Below are 18,011 nucleotides of genomic sequence, written 5' to 3'. Positions count from 1 at the left end.
CGTATCCGGGCCAAGGTCGAGCACCCGTTCCGGGTGATCAAGCGCCAGTTCGGCCACGTCAAGGTGCGCTACCGCGGCTTGGCCAAGAACACGGCGCAACTGCACACGCTGTTCGCGCTGGCGAACCTGTGGCTGGTGCGTCGGCGCTTGCTGGGAGCCGGGGCATGAGTGCGTCCAAATCGGCGAAAGCCTGGGCTACGCTCGCCGAATCGGCGCCCAAGAGCTCGGGCTGAAGCCGTTTCTGGCATCTCGAGCCCAGATTCCGTGTTCTTCAGCGTCCATGCACGTCGCGCCATGCTTTGTGCAGACCATCCAAAAGTCTCAGAGCGCCTCAAACACAGAATTTCGGATACTCCCGTCTGCGTACATGGCCGCCGATTCGCCACCCTCGAGCAGGCCCGGCAGGCGGTCACGGACTGGATCGCCTTCTACAACCACTCGCGACTACATTCGGCACTGGGCTATCTCAGCCCGATGCAGTTCGAACAACGCTGACCGGCGGCGCAGCGCAAATCTGCCGCTTGATGATCGGGCTATGCACTGCGGTTTTCTGGGGCAACCTCACTTCGTGGCTTCACTCAGCGCCTGCAGTCCTTCCCTCCAAACAAGGCGCAACTAGCGCTTCGCCACCTGAACATCGCGCTCCACCGGCAGGCGCGCAGATTCCCATTCGGGCATGCCGCCGCGGAACCAGTAGACCTGTTTGAATCCCTTGGCGATGGCGGCGCGGCTGGCCTTGTAGGATTTCCAGCATTCGGCGCCGTTGCAATGGAAGATCGTGGGCTTGCTTGGGTCGAGTTTTGACAGCGCTGAGAAGTCGTCAGCAGACGCCTCGTACACCACGTCCTTCAGACTTTTCTCGTGATACGGGACGAACACGGCGCCCGGGATGTGCTTGCTTTCGTACTCGCGCTCATTGCGGGTATCGACAACCACCGCGCCTTTGGCCACCAGCTCTTGCACCTGCGCTGCGGTGACGACGGTGGCGCCAGGCAACTGGGTTGGCGTAAAGGTGCCGAGCTGGGCCACGGCCTGGTACTGCGTCAGTGCGGCCTGGTGCGCTGCGGGACGAAGGCCGCTCTCTCCCGGAGGGTCGGCGAACCATTTGGCAAGTTTGGCCCTCACGTCAGCCGGCAGATCCTTCTTTACCGCCACCGAGAATCCCCCGGGCACCGAGCCCGAGCTGGCCAGGATCTTGGCGGCCGTCGGGTTGTCGCGTTGCCAGGCCTCCCAGTCTTCACGGCGCACCACCGTCACATCCGACAGGCCGAGGCTCACGGCCGTGAGGCCTGCGACGGGATAGCGCGCGTACTCCACCGAGCGCAGATCGCGAAGCGACAGGCCGCTGGCGGTCAGCATGCCGCGCGCCATGTAGGTGTAGATGGAATCCTGCTGGGGAAGGTAGATCCGGCCCTGCTTGACGTCTGCAGTCGACTGCAGCGCAGCCCGACCCACGAGGACGTATTGCTCATTGGGATCGGTCGAGCCCACCAGCTCGTAGCCATGGGCCAGCGCTGACGCTGCGACCTGGGCCGGCGCGATGAAGACGTCGTAGCCGCCGCTGCGCGTGGCACGCATTACATCGGTCATGTCTTCCGAAGTGGCCACTTTCACCGGCTGGCCCAAGAGCTTGCCCAGCTTGGCCTCCGTGGCGTAGCGCGAGAGCATCAATCCAGTCTTGCGCGCCGTGGGTTCGATGGCCACCACCGCGGAAAGATCCGCCCATGAACGCATGGGGGCTAACACCGCCACTGCACACACCACGGCACCCGCCAGCGTCTTCATCGGAGCACTCCCCTATTGCCACTTTGGGGCTCCCCATGGCAGGCAGCCCGACGGGGCGCGATCATGCAGCAGCACTCCGCCCGCACCTGTAACGACCCACAACAAAACGACGTTACTTTCGTCCTAGGCAAGCAAGTCGCTCGGGCTCTATATCGTGGGGCTCGACGTCCACCGATACTCCTCCGGGTTTCGAGCGCAGCGGCATGTCCGCGGTCCGTTCCACCCGGTCCCAGATGATCGTGTGATGACACTCGTCACCGGCGGCCCGGCCGCCTTCAGCACTTTCGTAGCCTGGTTCTTGTCCTAGGAGGTTTCATAGATGACTGACTCTGGCCCTTTCCTGCCTCGACGTAAGCTCCTTGCAGGCAGCGCCGTCGCGTTGACTGCCGCTGGCCTCGGAGGGCTGAGTGCCCAGGCACGCGCGCAGAACAAGGCGCTGCCCGCCTATGCGGCGTGGAAAGATGCGAACGCGCTGACGGTGCATTCCGCCAACACGTTGGAGACCCGCCGCAGCGCTTTCGGGGCGAGCGTGATCACGCCGTCTGACCAGCTCTACATCCGCAACAACCTGCCACCGCCGGATGCATCAGTGTTGTCGGATCGCGACGCTTGGGAGCTGTGGGTGGAAGGCGTCAAGTCGCCGCGCGCACTCACCCTGCGCGATCTGAAGACGCTGGGCATCGAGTCGGTGGCCACGGTGCTGCAGTGTTCGGGCAATGGCCGGGGCTTCTTCCCCAGCAAGCCCAGCGGCACGCCCTGGACAGTAGGCGCCGCTGGGTGCGTGATGTGGACAGGCGTGCCGCTGCGCGCCGTGGCACAGGCGCTGGGTGGCGTGGCCGACGGCCGCAAGTTCATCACCGGCACGGGTGGCGAGAAGCTGCCCGAAGGCGTCGATCCGAAGAGTGTGATCGTCGAGCGCTCCGTGCCCATCCAGGCGCTGGGCGAGGCCCTGCTCGCGTGGGAGATGAACGGCACGCCCCTGTCAATCGCCCATGGCGGCCCGCTGCGGCTCGTGCTGCCGGGGTACCAGGGCGTCAACAACATCAAGTACATCAAGCGTCTGGCATTCACCGATGCAGAGTCAGACGCGAAGATCATGGCGCACGGCTACCGTCTCACCCCTCCCGGCGGCACGGCCAACGCCAGCCAGCCATCGGTGCTGGAGATGAACGTCAAGTCGTGGATCAACTCGCCTTCCGACGACGGCGGCCCGTTGAAGGCGGGTCGCGTTCAGATCGTGGGGGTCGCCTTTGGCGGCGGCCAGGCCGTGAAGCAAGTGGAAGTCAGCCTCGATGGGGGCAAGAGCTGGAAGGCGGCACAGCTGTTCGGGCCAGACCTGGGCCGATTCGCCTGGCGCCAATTCGTACTCTCGGCCGAGCTGCCCGCGGGCACCCATGTGCTGGCCAGCCGTGCCACCGATGCTTCGGGCCAGGTTCAGCCGCAGGATCGGCTCGAGAACGTCGGCGGCTACAACAACAACAGTTGGGCCGACCATGCGGTCAAGGTCACCGTGGCTTGATGGCCATGCGAAGGGGGCGCCGGGGGCGTCCCCTGCCCGGTCGCGCAGCGCCTTGCGGGGTTGGGTGGCGCTTCTGATCTGCGGCGCCGTCCTGGCGCCAGCCCCGTCTGCCTCACTTGCCGCAGACAGCGACGCTGAACTGGCCATGGGCCGGCGCCTGTTCACCGCAGAAGCGACGCCAGCCTGCGCGGTGTGTCACACCTTGAACGACGCCGGGGCCACGGGTGAGATCGGCCCCTCCCTCGACCTATTGCGCCCCGACGCGCCCCGTATCGACAAGGCCCTGCGCAACGGTGTCGGCGTGATGCCGGCCTTCCGCGAACGCTTGAGCGAAGCTCAGATCCAGGCCTTGGTGCGTTATGTGTCCACCGTAGCGGGCCGCACACCATGAGCCACAGATGGCTCGCGGTCCGCGCCGGGTCTCACGGCCCAGCACGCGGCCCGGCGTCTCGACTCAATCGCCACGATCGATGATCACCAAGGTCCCGTGGCTCCCCGGTGCGACGGCGTGCGGCACACCAGCCGGCACCACGTAGACCTCGCCAGCCCGAACCTGCACCGCCTCTCCCCGCAGTTGCAGGTTCATGACCCCGTCCAGCACCAGCAAGGCTTCGTCGAACGGATGGGCCTCGTCAGGGTACGCCGTTGCATCCATACGAAGCACCTTCACCTGGGTGCCAGCAGCCTGCCCCACCACGGTGGACCGCCAAGCCGCGGCCAGGCCAGAGGCCATAGATAGAAGGTCAGTCTTGCTCATAGCGAATTCTGGATGCGTCGGGATGATGGGACCAGGGCCTGTTCAGACCACGGCAAGGGTCCTTTTCGTAGCGTGGGCCGGTCTACTTGAGTTCATAGGGCTCGCCCAGTTCGATGGTTGAAAACAGCCGGTAGGTCACCTTGTCGATCGGAAGGGCCGGGTACTTCGCCTTGAACTGCGCCATGTGATCAGCGAAATCGGCTTTGCCTTGGGTGTAGAAGCGCCAGGGAATGGGCGTCTTGTAGCAATCGACCGCAAAGTTTCCGATGTAGACATATTCGCCCGGTGCTGCCGCGAAACTCCCCAACGTGGATCGCCCCTCCGCCAAGGTGTCGCGGCGCCTCATCGCGTTCACCCCCACTTGGGTCCTGGATGGGGCGAACCCGACCTCGAACTCTGCCATGAGATTGAGGCTACAGCCACAAGGGCCACCATGTGGCTGCAACACTGGCCAGCAGATGCGCAGGTCCCGTGGCCCATTGCGTGGATGATCGGCGCCGTGCCAAGCGAACAAGCACACCCCAGATGACGATGCCGGCCAACATCCCGCAGAACAACGGAACGAGCGCGCTCGTTCCGAACCAAGCCCCCGACATGGCCAGCGCCTTGATATCCCCCTGGCCCAAAAGCTCCTTGCCGGTGAATGTTTTCAACGCCAAGTAGATCCCGTAGGGAATCACATAGCCCAGAGCTGCACCGTAGAGGTGCTCTGGGCCGGCACCCGAATGAGTGTGAAACAGAAGACCCAGCCACAGGATCGGTTGAACGATTGAATCCGGCAGCAGGCCGGTCCTGATGTTGATCGCAGCCAACAGCAGAAGACTCAGAAAGTAGACGCTCCAAACTGTTCCCTCATCCTTCGCGCCATGTATGGAAATGACCATATATCCAAGCGGTGCGGCCATGCACGCCAGCCATACCTTGTGGCCGAGGGTCAGCTTGTGGTTCACGGCGGGGGTGTGCTCCCTGCGGGTGCGCAGATGTTCTTCGACCTCGATGTCCCACTGGCGCTCCAATCGGGCCGGAATTCTCTCGGCCAACGGCGCCAGAACCCACGCGGCGCAGAGGATGAACAAGATGATGCCGGCCAGCGGCAGGTAGGTTGGAGACATCATGGAGGTTCTGTGAAGTGACTGCCCCAAGGGTAGCGGCATCAACCGGGGTGGCTGCGCGGAGTCAGCCCTCCTCGTCGCCACGCCCCAACCTGTGCAACAAACGCGCCGAAGGCGTCGAGCAGAGGTTGGGGGTTGAAAACGGGGCCTTCCAGCATGTCCAGTGCCTGCACCGTGGCCTCCAGGGTCGACACCTGATCGGGCCGGCGCGCAGCGCGGATCTGTCGGTAGCGGGTGGGTGCCGGTGCCGTCAGCGCCAGGCGTGGCAGAGCGGCCAATTCAGGATGCTCCATCAGCATCCGCAGGCTCTTGCGCCAGGTGGCATCGATCACCACCAATCGCCTTGGACGGCCATCGTTCTGAGGCGCTTTGGCTTCTATGGCCGGCGCAGACGGCACGTCGGGGTACAGCAGCAGGGTGTCCCAGCTAGGGCTGCTCAAGCGTTCGCGCAGCATCTGGGGCGCAAACCGTTCACCGACCAGCACGTCGCAGTGGGCAAGCGACAGCCGAAGCAGCGTCACGCTGTTCTTGGCCTGGCGCTGCTCTTGTGGATGCTGCAGTACCAGCACCTCGGTGCGGTGATCGGTGGGGCGCACCAACGCGCACAGGCAGGTGGCTGAGGGGCGCAGGCACCGGACGCACACAGGACGGCCTGGGCTCTGGTCGGCGCCCGACACGGGGGCGGTCATGGGCGGGTCGAAAAGTAGGCGGCCGATGATACGCATTCCGCCTCACCGGGCGGTCACCCCGCTGACGCTGGGTGGGCCCGCCATGGGCGGCTGAGTGTGGCACCACATGGGCGGTCCGGCCATGGGCGTGGCCGCCGCGGCGCTGGCGAGCCTTACGAACTCTCGTCGTTGAGGTCTCAGTTCTTCGTCGCCAAGATCGCGGCCGACGGCGCCTGCAAACCAAGCGCTTCAGGCGCAGCGCTGAGCGCACGGCGCCTCAGTGGCCGCGTGCCCACGCGGCCACCGTCACCGTTAGCGCCACCACGCCACCGCACAGGAGCACGAGGATGTTGATTTCAGACGCCACCGGTATCAGCCTGCCGCCGCCGCCTCCTCCACTCCCGCCTCCCCCACCTCCGCCCCCTCCTCCTCCTCCGCCACCGCGCTATGTGGAAGTGGCGCGTGGCGTGCAGTTGGATCGGAACACGAATCTGGTGGAGGTCAACCCATCGGCGTCGGCAATGCCGCCGGTCGCATTGACCGTTCCCACCACGTCCGATCCGGTGGGCACCGCCACAACGCGCACATCAACGACCACGCCCGTCAGCCACCCCACCACCAGCGCCCAGCCGCCGGGTTCGTCGACGATTCCGGCGTCGCTCGCGCGCCCCGCTTTCCCGGCCGGTGTCGTACCCCAGACGCCGCTGCAGAGCCCTTTGCCATCTTCGGCACCGTCGGCGTCGTCGGCCAACGCGCTCGGCGGCGCCCAGCCGTTCTCGTTGTTCAACACGGCGCCTCCGGCGTTGCTGGCCGCACCGGCATCGCCTTCCACGGGCACGCCATCCTCCCCGGGCGCTCCCGGCGCGACGGCCCAGGGGCCGCAGGGCACCCCGGCTCCCAGCACGTCGAACCTGACGAACCCGCATGAGAAGACCGTCACAGACGAGCGCGTGGGCTTGCTCGAATCCCGCCTCGAGTCGGGCCGGCAGAAGCTGCTGAAGCTCGGGCCGAAGGCGACTGGCACGCCGGCTTGGCGCGATGCCGCCAACCAATACTACGGCGCCATCTCGGCGCTGAAAGCCGAGCGCGGCACGCTCAACACGCAGCTCGACACCTTGGCGCCGCGCCTGGCCACCGCTGACAGCGAAGACCGCCGCGCGCTGGCCCCTGCGCAGTCATGGGGCACGTCGCAGGTCGGCCGCATCGATCAGATCCTCGATGGGAACAGCAAGAAGCTGGACGCCCTGGGTGTTCGCGACCCCGACCTCATCCATCCCGGAGACAAGGTGCTCGTCAGCGCCAAAGTGCCGCCTCTGCATGTCGTGACGAACGAAGAGGTGCGCTGGGACCTGCGAGGCAAGTCGGACGACCACGGCGCCGGCATCGACAAAGGCGAGGCAGCGCGTGTGGCGACCAGCGACTCGTCGATCAATGACCCGCTGCGTCTGCAAGCCCAGACCGACCCCGTCGGCTACGCGGCCAAGAAGCTGGCGTTGGAACACGCCAATGACCCAGAGTACCAGCAGGTACTGCATCAGGTGCTGCCCGGTGTCCGAGCCGACTACACGCAGACCTATGTCACCGAGGCGATGAACCGGGGCGACATGCCCGCGGCGTTGAAGATCCTCAACACCAACCTCGACCAAGCCGGCAACCGGGCCGAGCGGGCCGATACCTGGAAGCGCGTCAGCGATCAATTCACCGTCGACGACTTCAAGGGCCAGATCAACCAGCTGAAGCCGCCCGAGCGCTTGGCATCGGTCAGCCCCAACGCGCGCGGCGAGGCCACGGGCGACTGGATCACCCGCGCGACCACTTGGTATGCGCCTTCGGACAAAGACAAGAAGAACCCCCAATCGGTGACCTTGCCGCCCGAGGTGGCGGCGCCCATGTACCAGGCGGTCAAGTCCGAGATCATCGACAAGTGGAATCCGGCCGATGGCACGGTCGGCCCCCGCCTCTACAACGGCCTGAGCACACTGGCCGAGGGGCACGACGTGCCCTTCAATGACCAGGCGCCGATCACGCCGCAGCTGGCCACCTGGTTGAAGGGCCAGATCGACCAGCCCGACGTGTTCAACGCATCGAACACCACCAACTTCGACATCGACCAAGCGGTGGCCCGCGGCGAGGGCAAGCTCTCCACGGCACTGGTCCGCCAACTCGACGATGGCCGGCACGACGATCAGCGCAACGTGGCGGTGTTCGGGGTGAAAAAGGGCCTGGAAACCCTGCGCTCGGAAACCGCGGCAGCGTTCGACGACTGGCAAAAGGCCACCGCCGCCCCCGGGTTCGTGAACCGCAACTTCACCAACCCGAAAGATGCCGCCGCCGCGCTGGCCACCACCTCGGCGTTCCGGGCCCGCGAGCCGCTGGCCGCCAACCAGGCCGATGCAGCCTGGCTGGCCATGGGCGACAAGGGGCGCCGCGCCGGCCAAGTGGTGCAAGACACCACCGCGGGGGCGATCTTCGGCGAGCGTGACAGCGTTGTGGGCCAGGACGCTGAGCTCGAACGCCTGATCGACTTTGGCAAGGGCAGCACCTCACGTTGGCAGACCGACTACAAGAACGGCGAGCAGGAAAAGGTGATGTTCGCCATTCAGCAGAGCCCTCAGCTGCAGCAATCGGTCGACAGCGAGCTTCTCTTCAGCCCGTATCAGGCCTCGAAAGAGAGTGCGAAGTCGTGGTCGACGGTGGGCCAGGGCTTTATCGAATCGATGGCGGGCAAGACCAATCCGCAAACCGGCCGCCCGATGCTGTCGGCCGATCAGGCCAAGGGACTGTCGGGGCACGTCGAACAGTGGCGCAAGTCGATGGAGGCCGAGCTGGCCAAGCCGCAACCTGACGCTGCGCGCATCCAAGCCATCAACGATCAGTTCGACCAGGGCGTGCAAGCCACCGTGGGTGACAACTGGATCGGCCAGCAACTGCGCGCGGATCTGCCCATCAAGGCCCATGGCCCGGAAGACCTGCACTACGGTGCGGTCGGCATCCGGATGGTCAAGAACGGCGTGGATGCCTTCGGCGAGATCTACCTGCGCGGCGCGGAGCGTGGCACCCTGAAGGCCTTCAGCGCGAACCCCGGCACCGATCTGACGAAGGCGGTGGGCAGCTCGCCTTTGGTGTCGCGCTTTGCCGGCGCCCCGGGGTGGATGCCTTGGCTGGGCGTGGATCGCGATCTCGGGGGCAAGCTGGGCCAGGAGGCCGTCAAATCGGCCGCAGCAGCGCAGTCCGAGATCAATGCACTCGGCCCGGGCGCAGACCCCAAGGACGTCCAGAAGATCATCGACAAGCACCGCGAGCAGCTGACCACCGAGATCAAGGCGCACCGCGACAACCAGACGCCCTTCACCGATCCGTCTGTCGGCCGGTGGGGCATGAGCATGCGCTTCGTCGGCGGCTCCACGAATGCGCTGAACGCCTACAACCAGTTGGTCATCCGGCCTGGCGAAGAGCGGCAGTCGCTCGCGGGTGAGTTCTATGGCGCGTTCTGCGCGGCGTCGGCCACGCTGGACACCGCCAAGTTCACCAGCCTGGCGGTGGGCACCGGCGTGAGCAACCTGGACCAGAAGCCTCTGCTCAACCAGGTGGCCCACATCACCGACAACCCGATCTTCAAGGCGGTCAACAAGGGTGTCGGGGTCGGCTGGCTGGCCCCGGAGGCCTACTACTTCAGCACCTTGACGGATCCTGGCAGCGGGTCCACCACGTTCGAGAAGTGGGCGCAGGGGACGACCGTGGTCGGCCAGGTGCTGGAGAGCGCGTCCATCGCGGGTCTGTTCGAAGCAGACATCGCCGCCGGGCTCACCACCGGCGGCCTGGGCACCCTGCTGGTCGCCGGGTCGCAGCTGGCGCTGGCCGGCTATTGGCAGGGCCAGAAGACCCGCGATGCCAACCTGATGGAGCCCAACGACGCACCGGGCTGGATGGGTTCGATCGGCCTGGGGTACACCAATGAGCAGATGGCCGGCAAAGAGGGCATCCAGTCGGCGCTGAGCGACCTGGGGTTCACGCCCGAACAGAGCAAGCAGTTGCTCAACCAGACCGGGCATGGCGTCAGCCCGATGGTGGCCATCAATCAATGGGCCGATGCCCAAGGCTTGAGCTATCAGCAGCGCATGGACTACCTGCACCGCTTGACGCCCGACGAGCTGTCCAAGGCCGTGGTGCCCTACACCCACGAGCTGATCGACAAGCACATGAACGACAAGACGATGGAGATCACCAAGTCGGGCCCCAACGATGCCTACGCCCCCTTCATGCAAGAGGCATTGGGCGCGGCGGGCGAGCCCATCTCCGGCGCGGTCGACACCCTGGGGGCCTACAACGCCGTGCTGGGCGCCCGTGGTCTGGACTACGCGACGGTGATGAAGCGCGGCTGGACGGACCCACGCCCGCCCGCCACCACCCCGGCCCCCACGGCCACGCCCACCCGGCCGACCGGCGAGTTCGAGTTCCACGTGGTGCGGCCGGGCGACGCGCTCTGGGACATCTTTGGCGGCCGCCAACCGTTGGACACGGCGGGCTACCCCAACAACCCCGCCTTCGACCCAGGCAAAGAGAACGGCGACCCGTTCAGCGGCTGACGAAGCCGATGTGGGCAGAAGAAGTGCTGAAGTTCCGGTGTGGCCGGCCGATATTCCCAGTCATCTCGCCTTTGCGCGCGATGACTGACCCATGCTGGAACTCAGCACACGCCCACTCACCGATACCTGCGAAGAAATCGCCCGCGTCTGGCAGTTGTTGTCGGGCCAGACGGCGTCGTTCGTTCGCTGCGCCGCCTGGCAACCGGCGGCGCCCGGCCATTGCGTGACGCTGCCCGTTCAGTGGGACACCCGGCAGGTCACCGTGCTGCTGTGCGTCGGTGCCGAATCGGCCAGAGCTCTGGCTGCCCACATGTTCGGCGCGGCGGATGCCGATCTGAGCGTCGATCAGGTGGAAGACGTCTGCCGGGAGATGTGCAATCAGCTGTGCAATTGCCTGATGGCCCATGCCATCCCGGGCGAACGCTTCACCCCGGGCCTGCCCCGCACTGTCGATTGGACGAACGTCGACCGGGCGCCGTTGCTGCAGGGCACGCCCTGGCACGCCTTTCACTCAACGGGCGCGGGCCAGGCGATCATGGTGGCCGTCACCCGCTGACGATCAGAAGCCCCTGCCGATCTCCAGGTGGAACTTGACGTCGAAGCGTTGCGTCTCGACGTTGTAGTTGGCACGGTTGCACGCCTCGTCCGGGCCCATGTTCGGCAGCAACACCCGAATTCGGCTCACCTGCCCTTTGACCCGCCCTTCCACACGACCCACCCGGCCTGCTCGGTCGACCTTGGTGATTTCCAGCGTGCCTTCGTCCACCTGAGGGAAGGTCAGATGCGACTCGTAAGTCTTGATGGCCCGGCCGGCAGGAATCATGCTGCGCATCGGCGCCGGCGCGCCCACCGGCGGTGCCGCGAAGTGCGTGATGATCACGTGCGCGTTGTCCGGCTCGGGTGCCGGGCAAGCGCCTGACCAGCCTTCATTCGAACCCTCATTGGTGTTGTCGATCGTGGTCCCACCCAGCGGCCAGCTGCCGGTGCGCACTTCCTTGACCGAGTCGGGCATCGCCACCGTGATGATCAGGGCGCTGCGATCCGGAAAGATCACCAGTTGCCGAAAACCCAGGCGTGTAAACACCGAGGACAGGCCCCATTGGTCGACCATCGGCTTGTCATCCGCCTCCATGTACTGGACCGACTCCTCCAACGAGGCCGGCGCGCGGACATGAAAGGTCTTGCCATCGACCTCACCTTCGACGTGTGGCAGCACGCCCGCCACCGGGGCATTGATGCCCGGGATCTTGGTGGCCGCCAGCACCGGGGTTCCCTCCCCCAGCAGCGCCACGCCGATGGCCAACGACATCAGCGCGTGCCGGGTCGAAAGTCGTGAAGACATGCGGATTCCGTCTGGTGTGAATGTGTCGGGGCGGCATGGTACGCGGGACGCGTCCATCGCGAGCGTTCCTCAATACCTGAGCCGCCGTAGGAAGCGTCGACGCGCGTTCTGGCCACCAGTTCAGCAGCTCATCCGCACAGAGCCGCCGAGAGCAGGTCGTGGGTGAAGCCTTGGCCTTGCCAGACCTCGCCGAACTCGAAGTCTTCTGCCAGGGTGAACACGATGACGATCTTGCCGAGCGTCGGCGCCATGATGTTGCGCACCTGGACGCCGCGGACGGCGCCGCGCCTCTCGACCAGGGCCACGGGCTGGGTGCAGCCACGAATCGGCGCTTCGAAGGCCCAAGCCCCCAGGGCCACGTAGCCCAGCGCCGGCTCGCCAGTCCACATGACCTGGGTGTATTCAGCCTGCAGCCAACGCCGCGCGAGCAAGGCCCGGTCGAACGCCAACAAGTCGAGTGCCGTGCCCGTGAGGGCGCCGGCGGCCCCATAGGCGGCCAGCTCGGGCGGACTGGAGGCGATCGACACCCGGTGTGGGCCCACGGCCGCGGTCAGCTCCTCGTGCAGCAGTTGGGCGTAGGGCCGGCCGGTCACCTGTTGCAGCAGCCGTGCGACCAAGACCGTGTCGCAGTTGCGGTACTCGAACCGCTCACCAGGAGGCTGCCGCGCCTTGCCCAGGCAAGCCCCCACCGGGTCGGCCGGCCAGTCGGACACCTCGATGTCTTCGAGCCCGGTGGTGTGCATCAACAGGTGGCGCCAGGTGATGCGTGGATGGGCGGTGGCTGCCGGAAGGCGCCCCATCACCGGCTCATCCAGCTTCACCAGGCCGGCCTGCACCTGGCGCATCGTCAAGGCGGCGGCCACCTGCTTGCTGACAGACGCCCAACGCCATGTCGATCGCTGGGGCACGCCGCCCGCCACCTCGTTCACCTGAACGCGCTCGCGATCGGCCACCAGCACTTCGCCGGCAAAGCCTTCGCGTGCCAGCAATGCCGTCACGCGGCTGGCCACGGTGTTGGAGTCCCCTTCGGCCGCCGCGGGGGCACACCCCAGCCAGGCCAGACAGGCGCTCGCAGCCACCACCCATGCGCGGGCCCGGTGGGCTGTTCTGCAGCCTGTTCGGCAGTCTGTTTGGCATGGGGATGCCGATCGAACCATGTGACGCCTCGTTCGCGGCACCCTGCGTGCCGGGGCCATCATCGCATCCGGGCTGGCGACGCGTTGTCATGCCAATGGCATCATCCAGCGCAAGCCGCCATTCGGCGGCATCGCACAACTCTCATGTCCACAGCGAAAGATTCGCCGCGCCCGTGCCCACGGTGCGGCAGCACCGATGTGACCGCAGGCAGCCTGCTCGCCTCGGACGACGACAACGTTTTCAAGGGGCGCTTCTATCCCGCCGGCCTGGCGTTCTTCGCCCTCTCACGCTCGGTCGCCATCGACACGACCCAGGGCTTCATGGCCTGCACCGGCTGTGGTTGCGTGTGGAACCAGGTCGATCCGCAACAGCTGCGCCAAGTGCTCACCCGCCGGCGCTCGGGAGAAAGCCCCTTCGCGCCGGGCGTGCCCCACAAGGCGAAGTGGTGGTTGCTGGCGGCGCTGGCCGCGCTGTTGGTGGGGGCGGTGGTGGGGCTGAGCCGCCTGCTGCCCGGTTGACGGTAGATCGCCAGTGAGCCGACCCGGTCCAGGCGGTGGCCGGCAGGCTCAGTTCGCCGCCTGGCCGGTCGCCTGCACAGGGGCGGGGGCAGTGGCGGGCGCCGGCTCCAGCGAAGCGCGATGGGTGAGCACCGCCTGCTGAACGATCGGCAACAGGCCCTCGCCTTGGCGGGCGTCGATATGGGCCAACAACTCGCGGCGCATGCGCGGCTCCCAGAACTTTCGCAGATGCTGGGCGATTTCCTTCGAAGCGGCCTCGGCATCGGGCATGGCCGCGAAGAATTGGCCGATTCGGTTGGCCATCTTCACCAGGTTGTCGATGTCCATGGCGTCAGAGTCCCAATTCAGTCAGCCCGGGGTGCTCGTCCGGGCGGCGGCCGGATGGCCAGTGGAATTTTCGGTCGGTATCGGCGATGGGCAGGTCGTTGATGCTGGCGATGCGGCGCTTCATGTAGCCGCGCTCGTCGAACTCCCAGTTCTCGTTGCCGTAAGAGCGGTACCAGTGTCCTGAATCATCGCGCCATTCATAGGCAAAGCGCACCGCGATGCGGTGATCGCCAAAGGCCCACAGCTCCTTGATGAGCCGGTAATCCAGCTCACGGGCCCACTTGCGTTGCAAGAACTGCACGATCGCCGCACGGCCTTGCAGGAACTCGGCGCGGTTGCGCCACACGCTGTCTGGCGAGTAGGCCAGTGACACACGCTCGGGGTCTCGGGCGTTCCAGGCGTCTTCGGCCGCCCTCACCTTCTTGATGGCGGCCGCCTCGTCAAAAGGCGGACACGGGGAGCGCAGGGGTTCAAGGTCGGTCATGGAAGAGGAGCGGAAAGGTTCAACGTGGCGCTTCAGGGCTCGGATGCCAGGCCGAAGCGCTCGGGGTGGGTGTAGGCCACGAAATCGGGGCCCCGCACGAAGCCGGCCAACGCCAGGCCGCATTCGCGGGCGATCTCCACCGCGGGCGCGGTCGGCGCCGACACGGCGGCCAGCACGCCGACACCGGCCATCGCGGTCTTTTGCACCATCTCGAAACTGGCGCGGCTGGTGATCAGGATGAAGCCATCGGCCGCCTCGGCCCGCGCGCGCACCATGGCGCCGACGAGCTTATCGAGCGCGTTGTGGCGGCCCACGTCTTCGCGCACGAGGCGCACCCGGCCATCGGTGGCGCACCAGGCGGCCGCGTGGCTCGCGCCGGTCAGCTGCTGAACCGCCTGCCAGCCGCGCAAGGCCTGCTGGGCCTCGGCCAGCGCATGAGGCTGCAAGCGCACGGCAGGCACCGCGGGCACGGTGGGCAACTGGCGGCGCACCTGGGCCAGGCTCTCGGTGCCGCAAATGCCACAGCCCGTGCGGCCCGCCAGCGTGCGGCGACGCTCTTTCAAGCGCCACTCGCAGGCAGCGGCCACCTCCAGCTGCACTTCGATGCCTTCGGGCACCTCGTGCAACTCGACGCCGTAGAGCTCTTGCGGGCCGTCGATGAGTCTTTCCGTCAATGCAAAACCGAGGGCAAAGTCTTCGAGATCGGCCGGGCTGGCCATCATCACGGCATGCGAGATGCCGTTGAAAGACAGGGCCACCGGCACCTCGTCGGCCAACACATCGGCATGGGCCGAGGCGGCGCCCGCCCGCCACGCGGTGACGTCGACATGGCAGGTGCCCGGTGGCAGCAAAGGGCCCTCCGTCGGCTTCATTTGCCGACGGCCTCCTTCGCCGCGCGCGGAGCCTGCGCCTTGGCCAGGAACTCGAGTTGTTGTCGGTTGAAGTCGGCGTACTGCTTCTGCCAATCCGACGGTTGCATCACCTTCGTCACCTGCACCGCCGTCACCTTGTATTCGGGGCAGTTGGTGGCCCAGTCGGAGCTGTCGGTCGTGATGACGTTGGCACCGGACTCGGGGAAGTGGAAGGTGGTGTAGACGACGCCTGGCTGCATGCGATCACTGATCACCGCGCGCATCACCGTCTGGCCGGCACGGCTGGCAATACCCACCCAGTCGCCCTCGCGGATGCCACGTTCTTCGGCATCGTGGGCATGCAACTCCAGCTGGTCTTCGTCATGCCACAGATTGTTGGCGGTGCGACGGGTCTGCGCACCGACGTTGTACTGGCTGAGGATGCGGCCGGTGGTCAACAGCAACGGATAGCGGGCGTTGACCTTCTCGTCGCTCGCCACATACTGGGTGTTGAAGAAGCGACCCTTGCCGCGAACGAAGTGGCCCACGTGCATCAGCGAGGTGCCGGCTTCGTCGGTGTTCTCATTGCAGGGCCACTGCAGGCTGCCGAACCGGTCGATTTTCTCGTAGGTGACGCCGGCGAAGCTGGGGGTCAATGCCGCGATCTCTCGCATGATGTCTTCGGGATGCCCGTAGTGCATCTCATAGCCGAGCGCGGTCGACAACATCATCGTCGCCTGCCAATCGCCCACGCCCGACAACGGCGGCATCACCTGCCGCACCCGGCTGATGCGCCGCTCGGCATTCGTGAAGGTGCCATCTTTTTCGAGGAAGCTCGAGCCTGGCAGCAGCACATGGGCGTACTTGGCCGTTTCGTTCAGGAAGATGTCCTGCACGACGATGCATTCCATCGCGCTGAGCGCCGCCGCCACATGCTGGGTGTTGGGGTCGGACTGCACGATGTCTTCACCCACGCAGTACAGGCCCTTGAAGCTGCCCGACAAGGCCGCCTCGAACATGTTCGGGATGCGCAGCCCCGGCTCAGGGCTGATCTGCACGCCCCAGGCCGCCTCGAACTGGCTGCGTACCGTGGTGTCGCTGATGTGGCGGTAGCCCGGCAGCTCGTGCGGGAAGCTGCCCATGTCGCAACTGCCCTGCACGTTGTTCTGGCCGCGCAGCGGGTTCACGCCCACGCCCTCGCGGCCCACCATGCCGCAGGCCATCGCCAGGTTGCAGATGCCGATCACCATCGTCGAGCCCTGGGCATGCTCGGTCACCCCCAGGCCGTAGTAGATGGCGGAGTTGGGGCCGCTGGCGAACAGGCGTGCCGCCCGCCGCACTTCTTCGGCAGGTACCCCGGTTTCGGCCTCGAAGGCCTCGGGCGAGTTCTCGGGGCGCGACACGAATTCGCGCCAGTCGTTGAAGCTGGGCAGGTCGCAGCGTTCGCGAACGTAGGCTTCGTTCACGAGCCCTTCGGTGACCACCACATGGGCCATCGCGGTGATCACCGCCACGTTGGTGCCCGGCTTGAGCGCCAGGTGGTGCTGCGCCTGGACGTGTGGCGAGCTGACCAGATCGATCCGCCGCGGGTCGACCACGATGAGTTGCGCCCCCTTGCGCAGGCGCTTCTTCATGCGCGAGGCGAACACGGGGTGCGCATCGGTGGGGTTGGCGCCGATGACCATGATGACATCGGCCTCTTCCACCGAGCGGAAGGTTTGCGTGCCGGCCGAGGTGCCAAACGTCTGCCCCATGCCATAGCCGGTGGGCGAGTGGCACACGCGCGCACAGGTGTCGACGTTGTTGGTGCTGAAGGCAGCCCGCACCAGCTTCTGGACGAGGTACACCTCTTCGTTGGTGCAGCGAGACGAGGTGATGCCGCCGACCGAATCCTTGCCGTAGCGCGCCTGGACGGCCTTGAAGCGCGTGGCGGCGAAGTCGATCGCCTCGGCCCAGCTCACCTGGCGCCAAGGGTCGGTGATCTTGTCGCGCACCATCGGGTGGGTGATGCGGTCTTTGTGAGTGGCATAGCCCCAGGCGAATCGGCCTTTCACGCACGAGTGCCCTTCGTTGGCTTTGCCATCTTTCCACGGCACCATGCGCACGACCGTGTTGCCCTTCATCTCGGCCTTGAAGCCGCAGCCCACGCCGCAATAGGCACAGGTGGTGATCACGCTGTGTTCGGCCTGCCCGATCTGGATGACTGTCTTTTCCTGCAGGGTGGCCGTCGGGCAGGCCTGCACGCAGGCGCCGCAGGAGACGCACTCGCTGTCCATGAAGGGCTGGTCCTGGCCCGCGGACACGCGGCTGTCGAAACCTCGGCCCGAAATCGTCAGCGCGAACGTGCCCTGCGTTTCCTCGCAGGCGCGCACGCAGCGGTTGCAGACGATGCACTTGCCCGGGTCGTAGGTGAAGTACGGGTTGGACTCGTCCTTCTTCGCCTTGGTGTGGTGGGCACCGCACACGCCCCCCACCTCTTCGCCGGCCACACCGTAGCGCACCGCCCGCAGGCCGGTGACGCCTGCCATGTCCTGCAGCTCGCAGTCGCCATTGGCGGCGCAGGTCAAGCAATCGAGCGGGTGATCGCTGATGTAGAGCTCCATCACCCCCTGCCGCAACTGCTGCAGCTTGGGCGTCTGGGTGCGCACCACCATGCCCGGCTCGGCCGGCGTGGTGCAAGACGCCGGATAGCCGCGGCGCCCCTCGATCTCCACCAGGCACAGCCGGCAAGACCCGAAGGGCTCCAGGCTGTCGGTGGCGCAGAGCTTGGGCACCTGGATGCCCGCCTCGACCGCCGCGCGCATCAGCGAGGTGCCGCGCGGCACCGCAACGGGGTAGCCGTCGATGGTCAGCGACACGGTCTCGGTGCTCTGGCGGGCGGGCGTGCCGTGGTCGATCTCGGCTTGATGATGTTGGAGCATGGTG

At 66.3% G+C, this 18,011-nt stretch carries 19 protein-coding genes; 7 read left to right on the top strand and 12 right to left on the bottom strand.

Annotation, left to right across the window (positions count from 1 at the left end):
* Together AACH06_RS24090 and AACH06_RS24085 are read left to right on the top strand one after the other, a co-directional pair.
* Positions 1–168: transposase (locus tag AACH06_RS24090; protein WP_341428344.1), on the top strand; the 168-nt coding region annotated here is incomplete at its 5' end.
* Between the two features lie 126 nt (positions 169–294).
* Positions 295–495, top strand: a complete 201-nt coding sequence (locus AACH06_RS24085; RefSeq protein WP_341428343.1) for an IS3 family transposase — start codon at positions 295–297, stop codon at positions 493–495.
* A gap of 120 nt (positions 496–615) precedes the next feature.
* Here AACH06_RS24085 and AACH06_RS24080 read toward each other — a convergent pair whose 3' ends face one another.
* The gene (locus AACH06_RS24080; RefSeq protein WP_341428341.1) at positions 616–1,785 is read right to left on the bottom strand and encodes a rhodanese-like domain-containing protein; all 1,170 of its coding nucleotides are present in this window, start codon (positions 1,783–1,785) and stop codon (positions 616–618) included.
* A 319-nt stretch (positions 1,786–2,104) separates the two neighbouring features.
* Here AACH06_RS24080 and sorT point away from each other — a divergent pair, with 319 nt between their 5' ends.
* Together sorT and sorU are read left to right on the top strand one after the other, a co-directional pair.
* On the top strand, positions 2,105–3,304 hold the full coding sequence (sorT, locus tag AACH06_RS24075; protein ID WP_341428340.1) for a SorT family sulfite dehydrogenase catalytic subunit: 1,200 nt from the start codon (positions 2,105–2,107) through the stop codon (positions 3,302–3,304).
* A gap of 64 nt (positions 3,305–3,368) precedes the next feature.
* Entirely contained in the window at positions 3,369–3,695 is a 327-nt protein-coding gene (gene sorU, locus AACH06_RS24070; RefSeq protein ID WP_423222078.1) for a SorU family sulfite dehydrogenase c-type cytochrome subunit, read from the top strand.
* A 63-nt stretch (positions 3,696–3,758) separates the two neighbouring features.
* On the opposite strand, the gene AACH06_RS24065 is transcribed toward sorU, so the two are convergent.
* The 5 genes from AACH06_RS24065 to AACH06_RS24045 all read right to left on the bottom strand — a co-directional run bounded on the left by AACH06_RS24065 (position 3,759) and on the right by AACH06_RS24045 (position 6,673).
* Positions 3,759–4,061 (bottom strand): cupin domain-containing protein, encoded by a 303-nt coding sequence (locus AACH06_RS24065; RefSeq protein WP_341428339.1) that lies wholly within the window; start codon positions 4,059–4,061, stop codon positions 3,759–3,761.
* Between the two features lie 82 nt (positions 4,062–4,143).
* Positions 4,144–4,407, bottom strand: coding sequence for a hypothetical protein (locus AACH06_RS24060; protein ID WP_341428338.1), 264 nt, complete (start codon positions 4,405–4,407; stop codon positions 4,144–4,146).
* A 67-nt stretch (positions 4,408–4,474) separates the two neighbouring features.
* Complete coding sequence (locus AACH06_RS24055) at positions 4,475–5,176, bottom strand: prepilin peptidase (protein ID WP_341428337.1); 702 nt, start codon at positions 5,174–5,176, stop codon at positions 4,475–4,477.
* Positions 5,177–5,214: 38 nt separating this feature from the next.
* Positions 5,215–5,862 carry a tRNA-uridine aminocarboxypropyltransferase gene (locus AACH06_RS24050; RefSeq protein ID WP_341428336.1) on the bottom strand — a complete coding sequence of 216 codons (648 nt, stop codon included), beginning with the start codon at positions 5,860–5,862 and terminating at the stop codon, positions 5,215–5,217.
* Between the two features lie 424 nt (positions 5,863–6,286).
* Entirely contained in the window at positions 6,287–6,673 is a 387-nt protein-coding gene (locus AACH06_RS24045) for a hypothetical protein (protein WP_341428335.1), read from the bottom strand.
* A gap of 124 nt (positions 6,674–6,797) precedes the next feature.
* Here AACH06_RS24045 and AACH06_RS24040 point away from each other — a divergent pair, with 124 nt between their 5' ends.
* Both AACH06_RS24040 and AACH06_RS24035 read left to right on the top strand, forming a co-directional pair.
* Positions 6,798–10,427, top strand: a complete 3,630-nt coding sequence (locus AACH06_RS24040; RefSeq protein ID WP_341428334.1) for a hypothetical protein — start codon at positions 6,798–6,800, stop codon at positions 10,425–10,427.
* Between the two features lie 91 nt (positions 10,428–10,518).
* Entirely contained in the window at positions 10,519–10,983 is a 465-nt protein-coding gene (locus AACH06_RS24035; RefSeq protein ID WP_341428333.1) for a hypothetical protein, read from the top strand.
* Positions 10,984–10,986: 3 nt separating this feature from the next.
* Here AACH06_RS24035 and AACH06_RS24030 read toward each other — a convergent pair whose 3' ends face one another.
* On the bottom strand, positions 10,987–11,769 hold the full coding sequence (locus tag AACH06_RS24030) for a hypothetical protein (protein WP_341428332.1): 783 nt from the start codon (positions 11,767–11,769) through the stop codon (positions 10,987–10,989).
* Between the two features lie 128 nt (positions 11,770–11,897).
* A complete protein-coding gene (locus AACH06_RS24025) occupies positions 11,898–12,779 on the bottom strand; it encodes a serine hydrolase domain-containing protein (protein WP_341428331.1) in 882 nt (293 codons plus the stop codon).
* 270 nt (positions 12,780–13,049) lie between these two features.
* Between AACH06_RS24025 and AACH06_RS24020 the strand changes: the two genes are divergently transcribed.
* On the top strand, positions 13,050–13,424 hold the full coding sequence (locus AACH06_RS24020) for a hypothetical protein (protein WP_341428330.1): 375 nt from the start codon (positions 13,050–13,052) through the stop codon (positions 13,422–13,424).
* A gap of 48 nt (positions 13,425–13,472) precedes the next feature.
* Here AACH06_RS24020 and AACH06_RS24015 read toward each other — a convergent pair whose 3' ends face one another.
* The 4 genes from AACH06_RS24015 to fdhF are packed head-to-tail and all read right to left on the bottom strand — an operon-like array spanning position 13,473 to position 18,007.
* Complete coding sequence (locus tag AACH06_RS24015; RefSeq protein WP_341428329.1) at positions 13,473–13,751, bottom strand: formate dehydrogenase subunit delta; 279 nt, start codon at positions 13,749–13,751, stop codon at positions 13,473–13,475.
* A 4-nt stretch (positions 13,752–13,755) separates the two neighbouring features.
* The gene (locus AACH06_RS24010) at positions 13,756–14,235 is read right to left on the bottom strand and encodes a nuclear transport factor 2 family protein (protein WP_341428328.1); all 480 of its coding nucleotides are present in this window, start codon (positions 14,233–14,235) and stop codon (positions 13,756–13,758) included.
* A gap of 32 nt (positions 14,236–14,267) precedes the next feature.
* Complete coding sequence (fdhD, locus tag AACH06_RS24005) at positions 14,268–15,107, bottom strand: formate dehydrogenase accessory sulfurtransferase FdhD (protein WP_341428327.1); 840 nt, start codon at positions 15,105–15,107, stop codon at positions 14,268–14,270.
* The gene (gene fdhF, locus AACH06_RS24000) at positions 15,104–18,007 is read right to left on the bottom strand and encodes a formate dehydrogenase subunit alpha (RefSeq protein WP_341428326.1); all 2,904 of its coding nucleotides are present in this window, start codon (positions 18,005–18,007) and stop codon (positions 15,104–15,106) included. Before fdhF ends, fdhD begins: the two co-directional genes overlap by 4 nt.
* Positions 18,008–18,011: the final 4 nt, after the last annotated feature.

The organism is Ideonella lacteola, assembly GCF_038066555.1.
In the GTDB taxonomy this organism is placed as follows: Bacteria; Pseudomonadota; Gammaproteobacteria; order Burkholderiales; family Burkholderiaceae_C; genus Ideonella; species Ideonella lacteola.
Note: the sequence above shows the minus strand (reverse complement) of the source record. Positions and strands in the feature narration are given on the sequence as shown.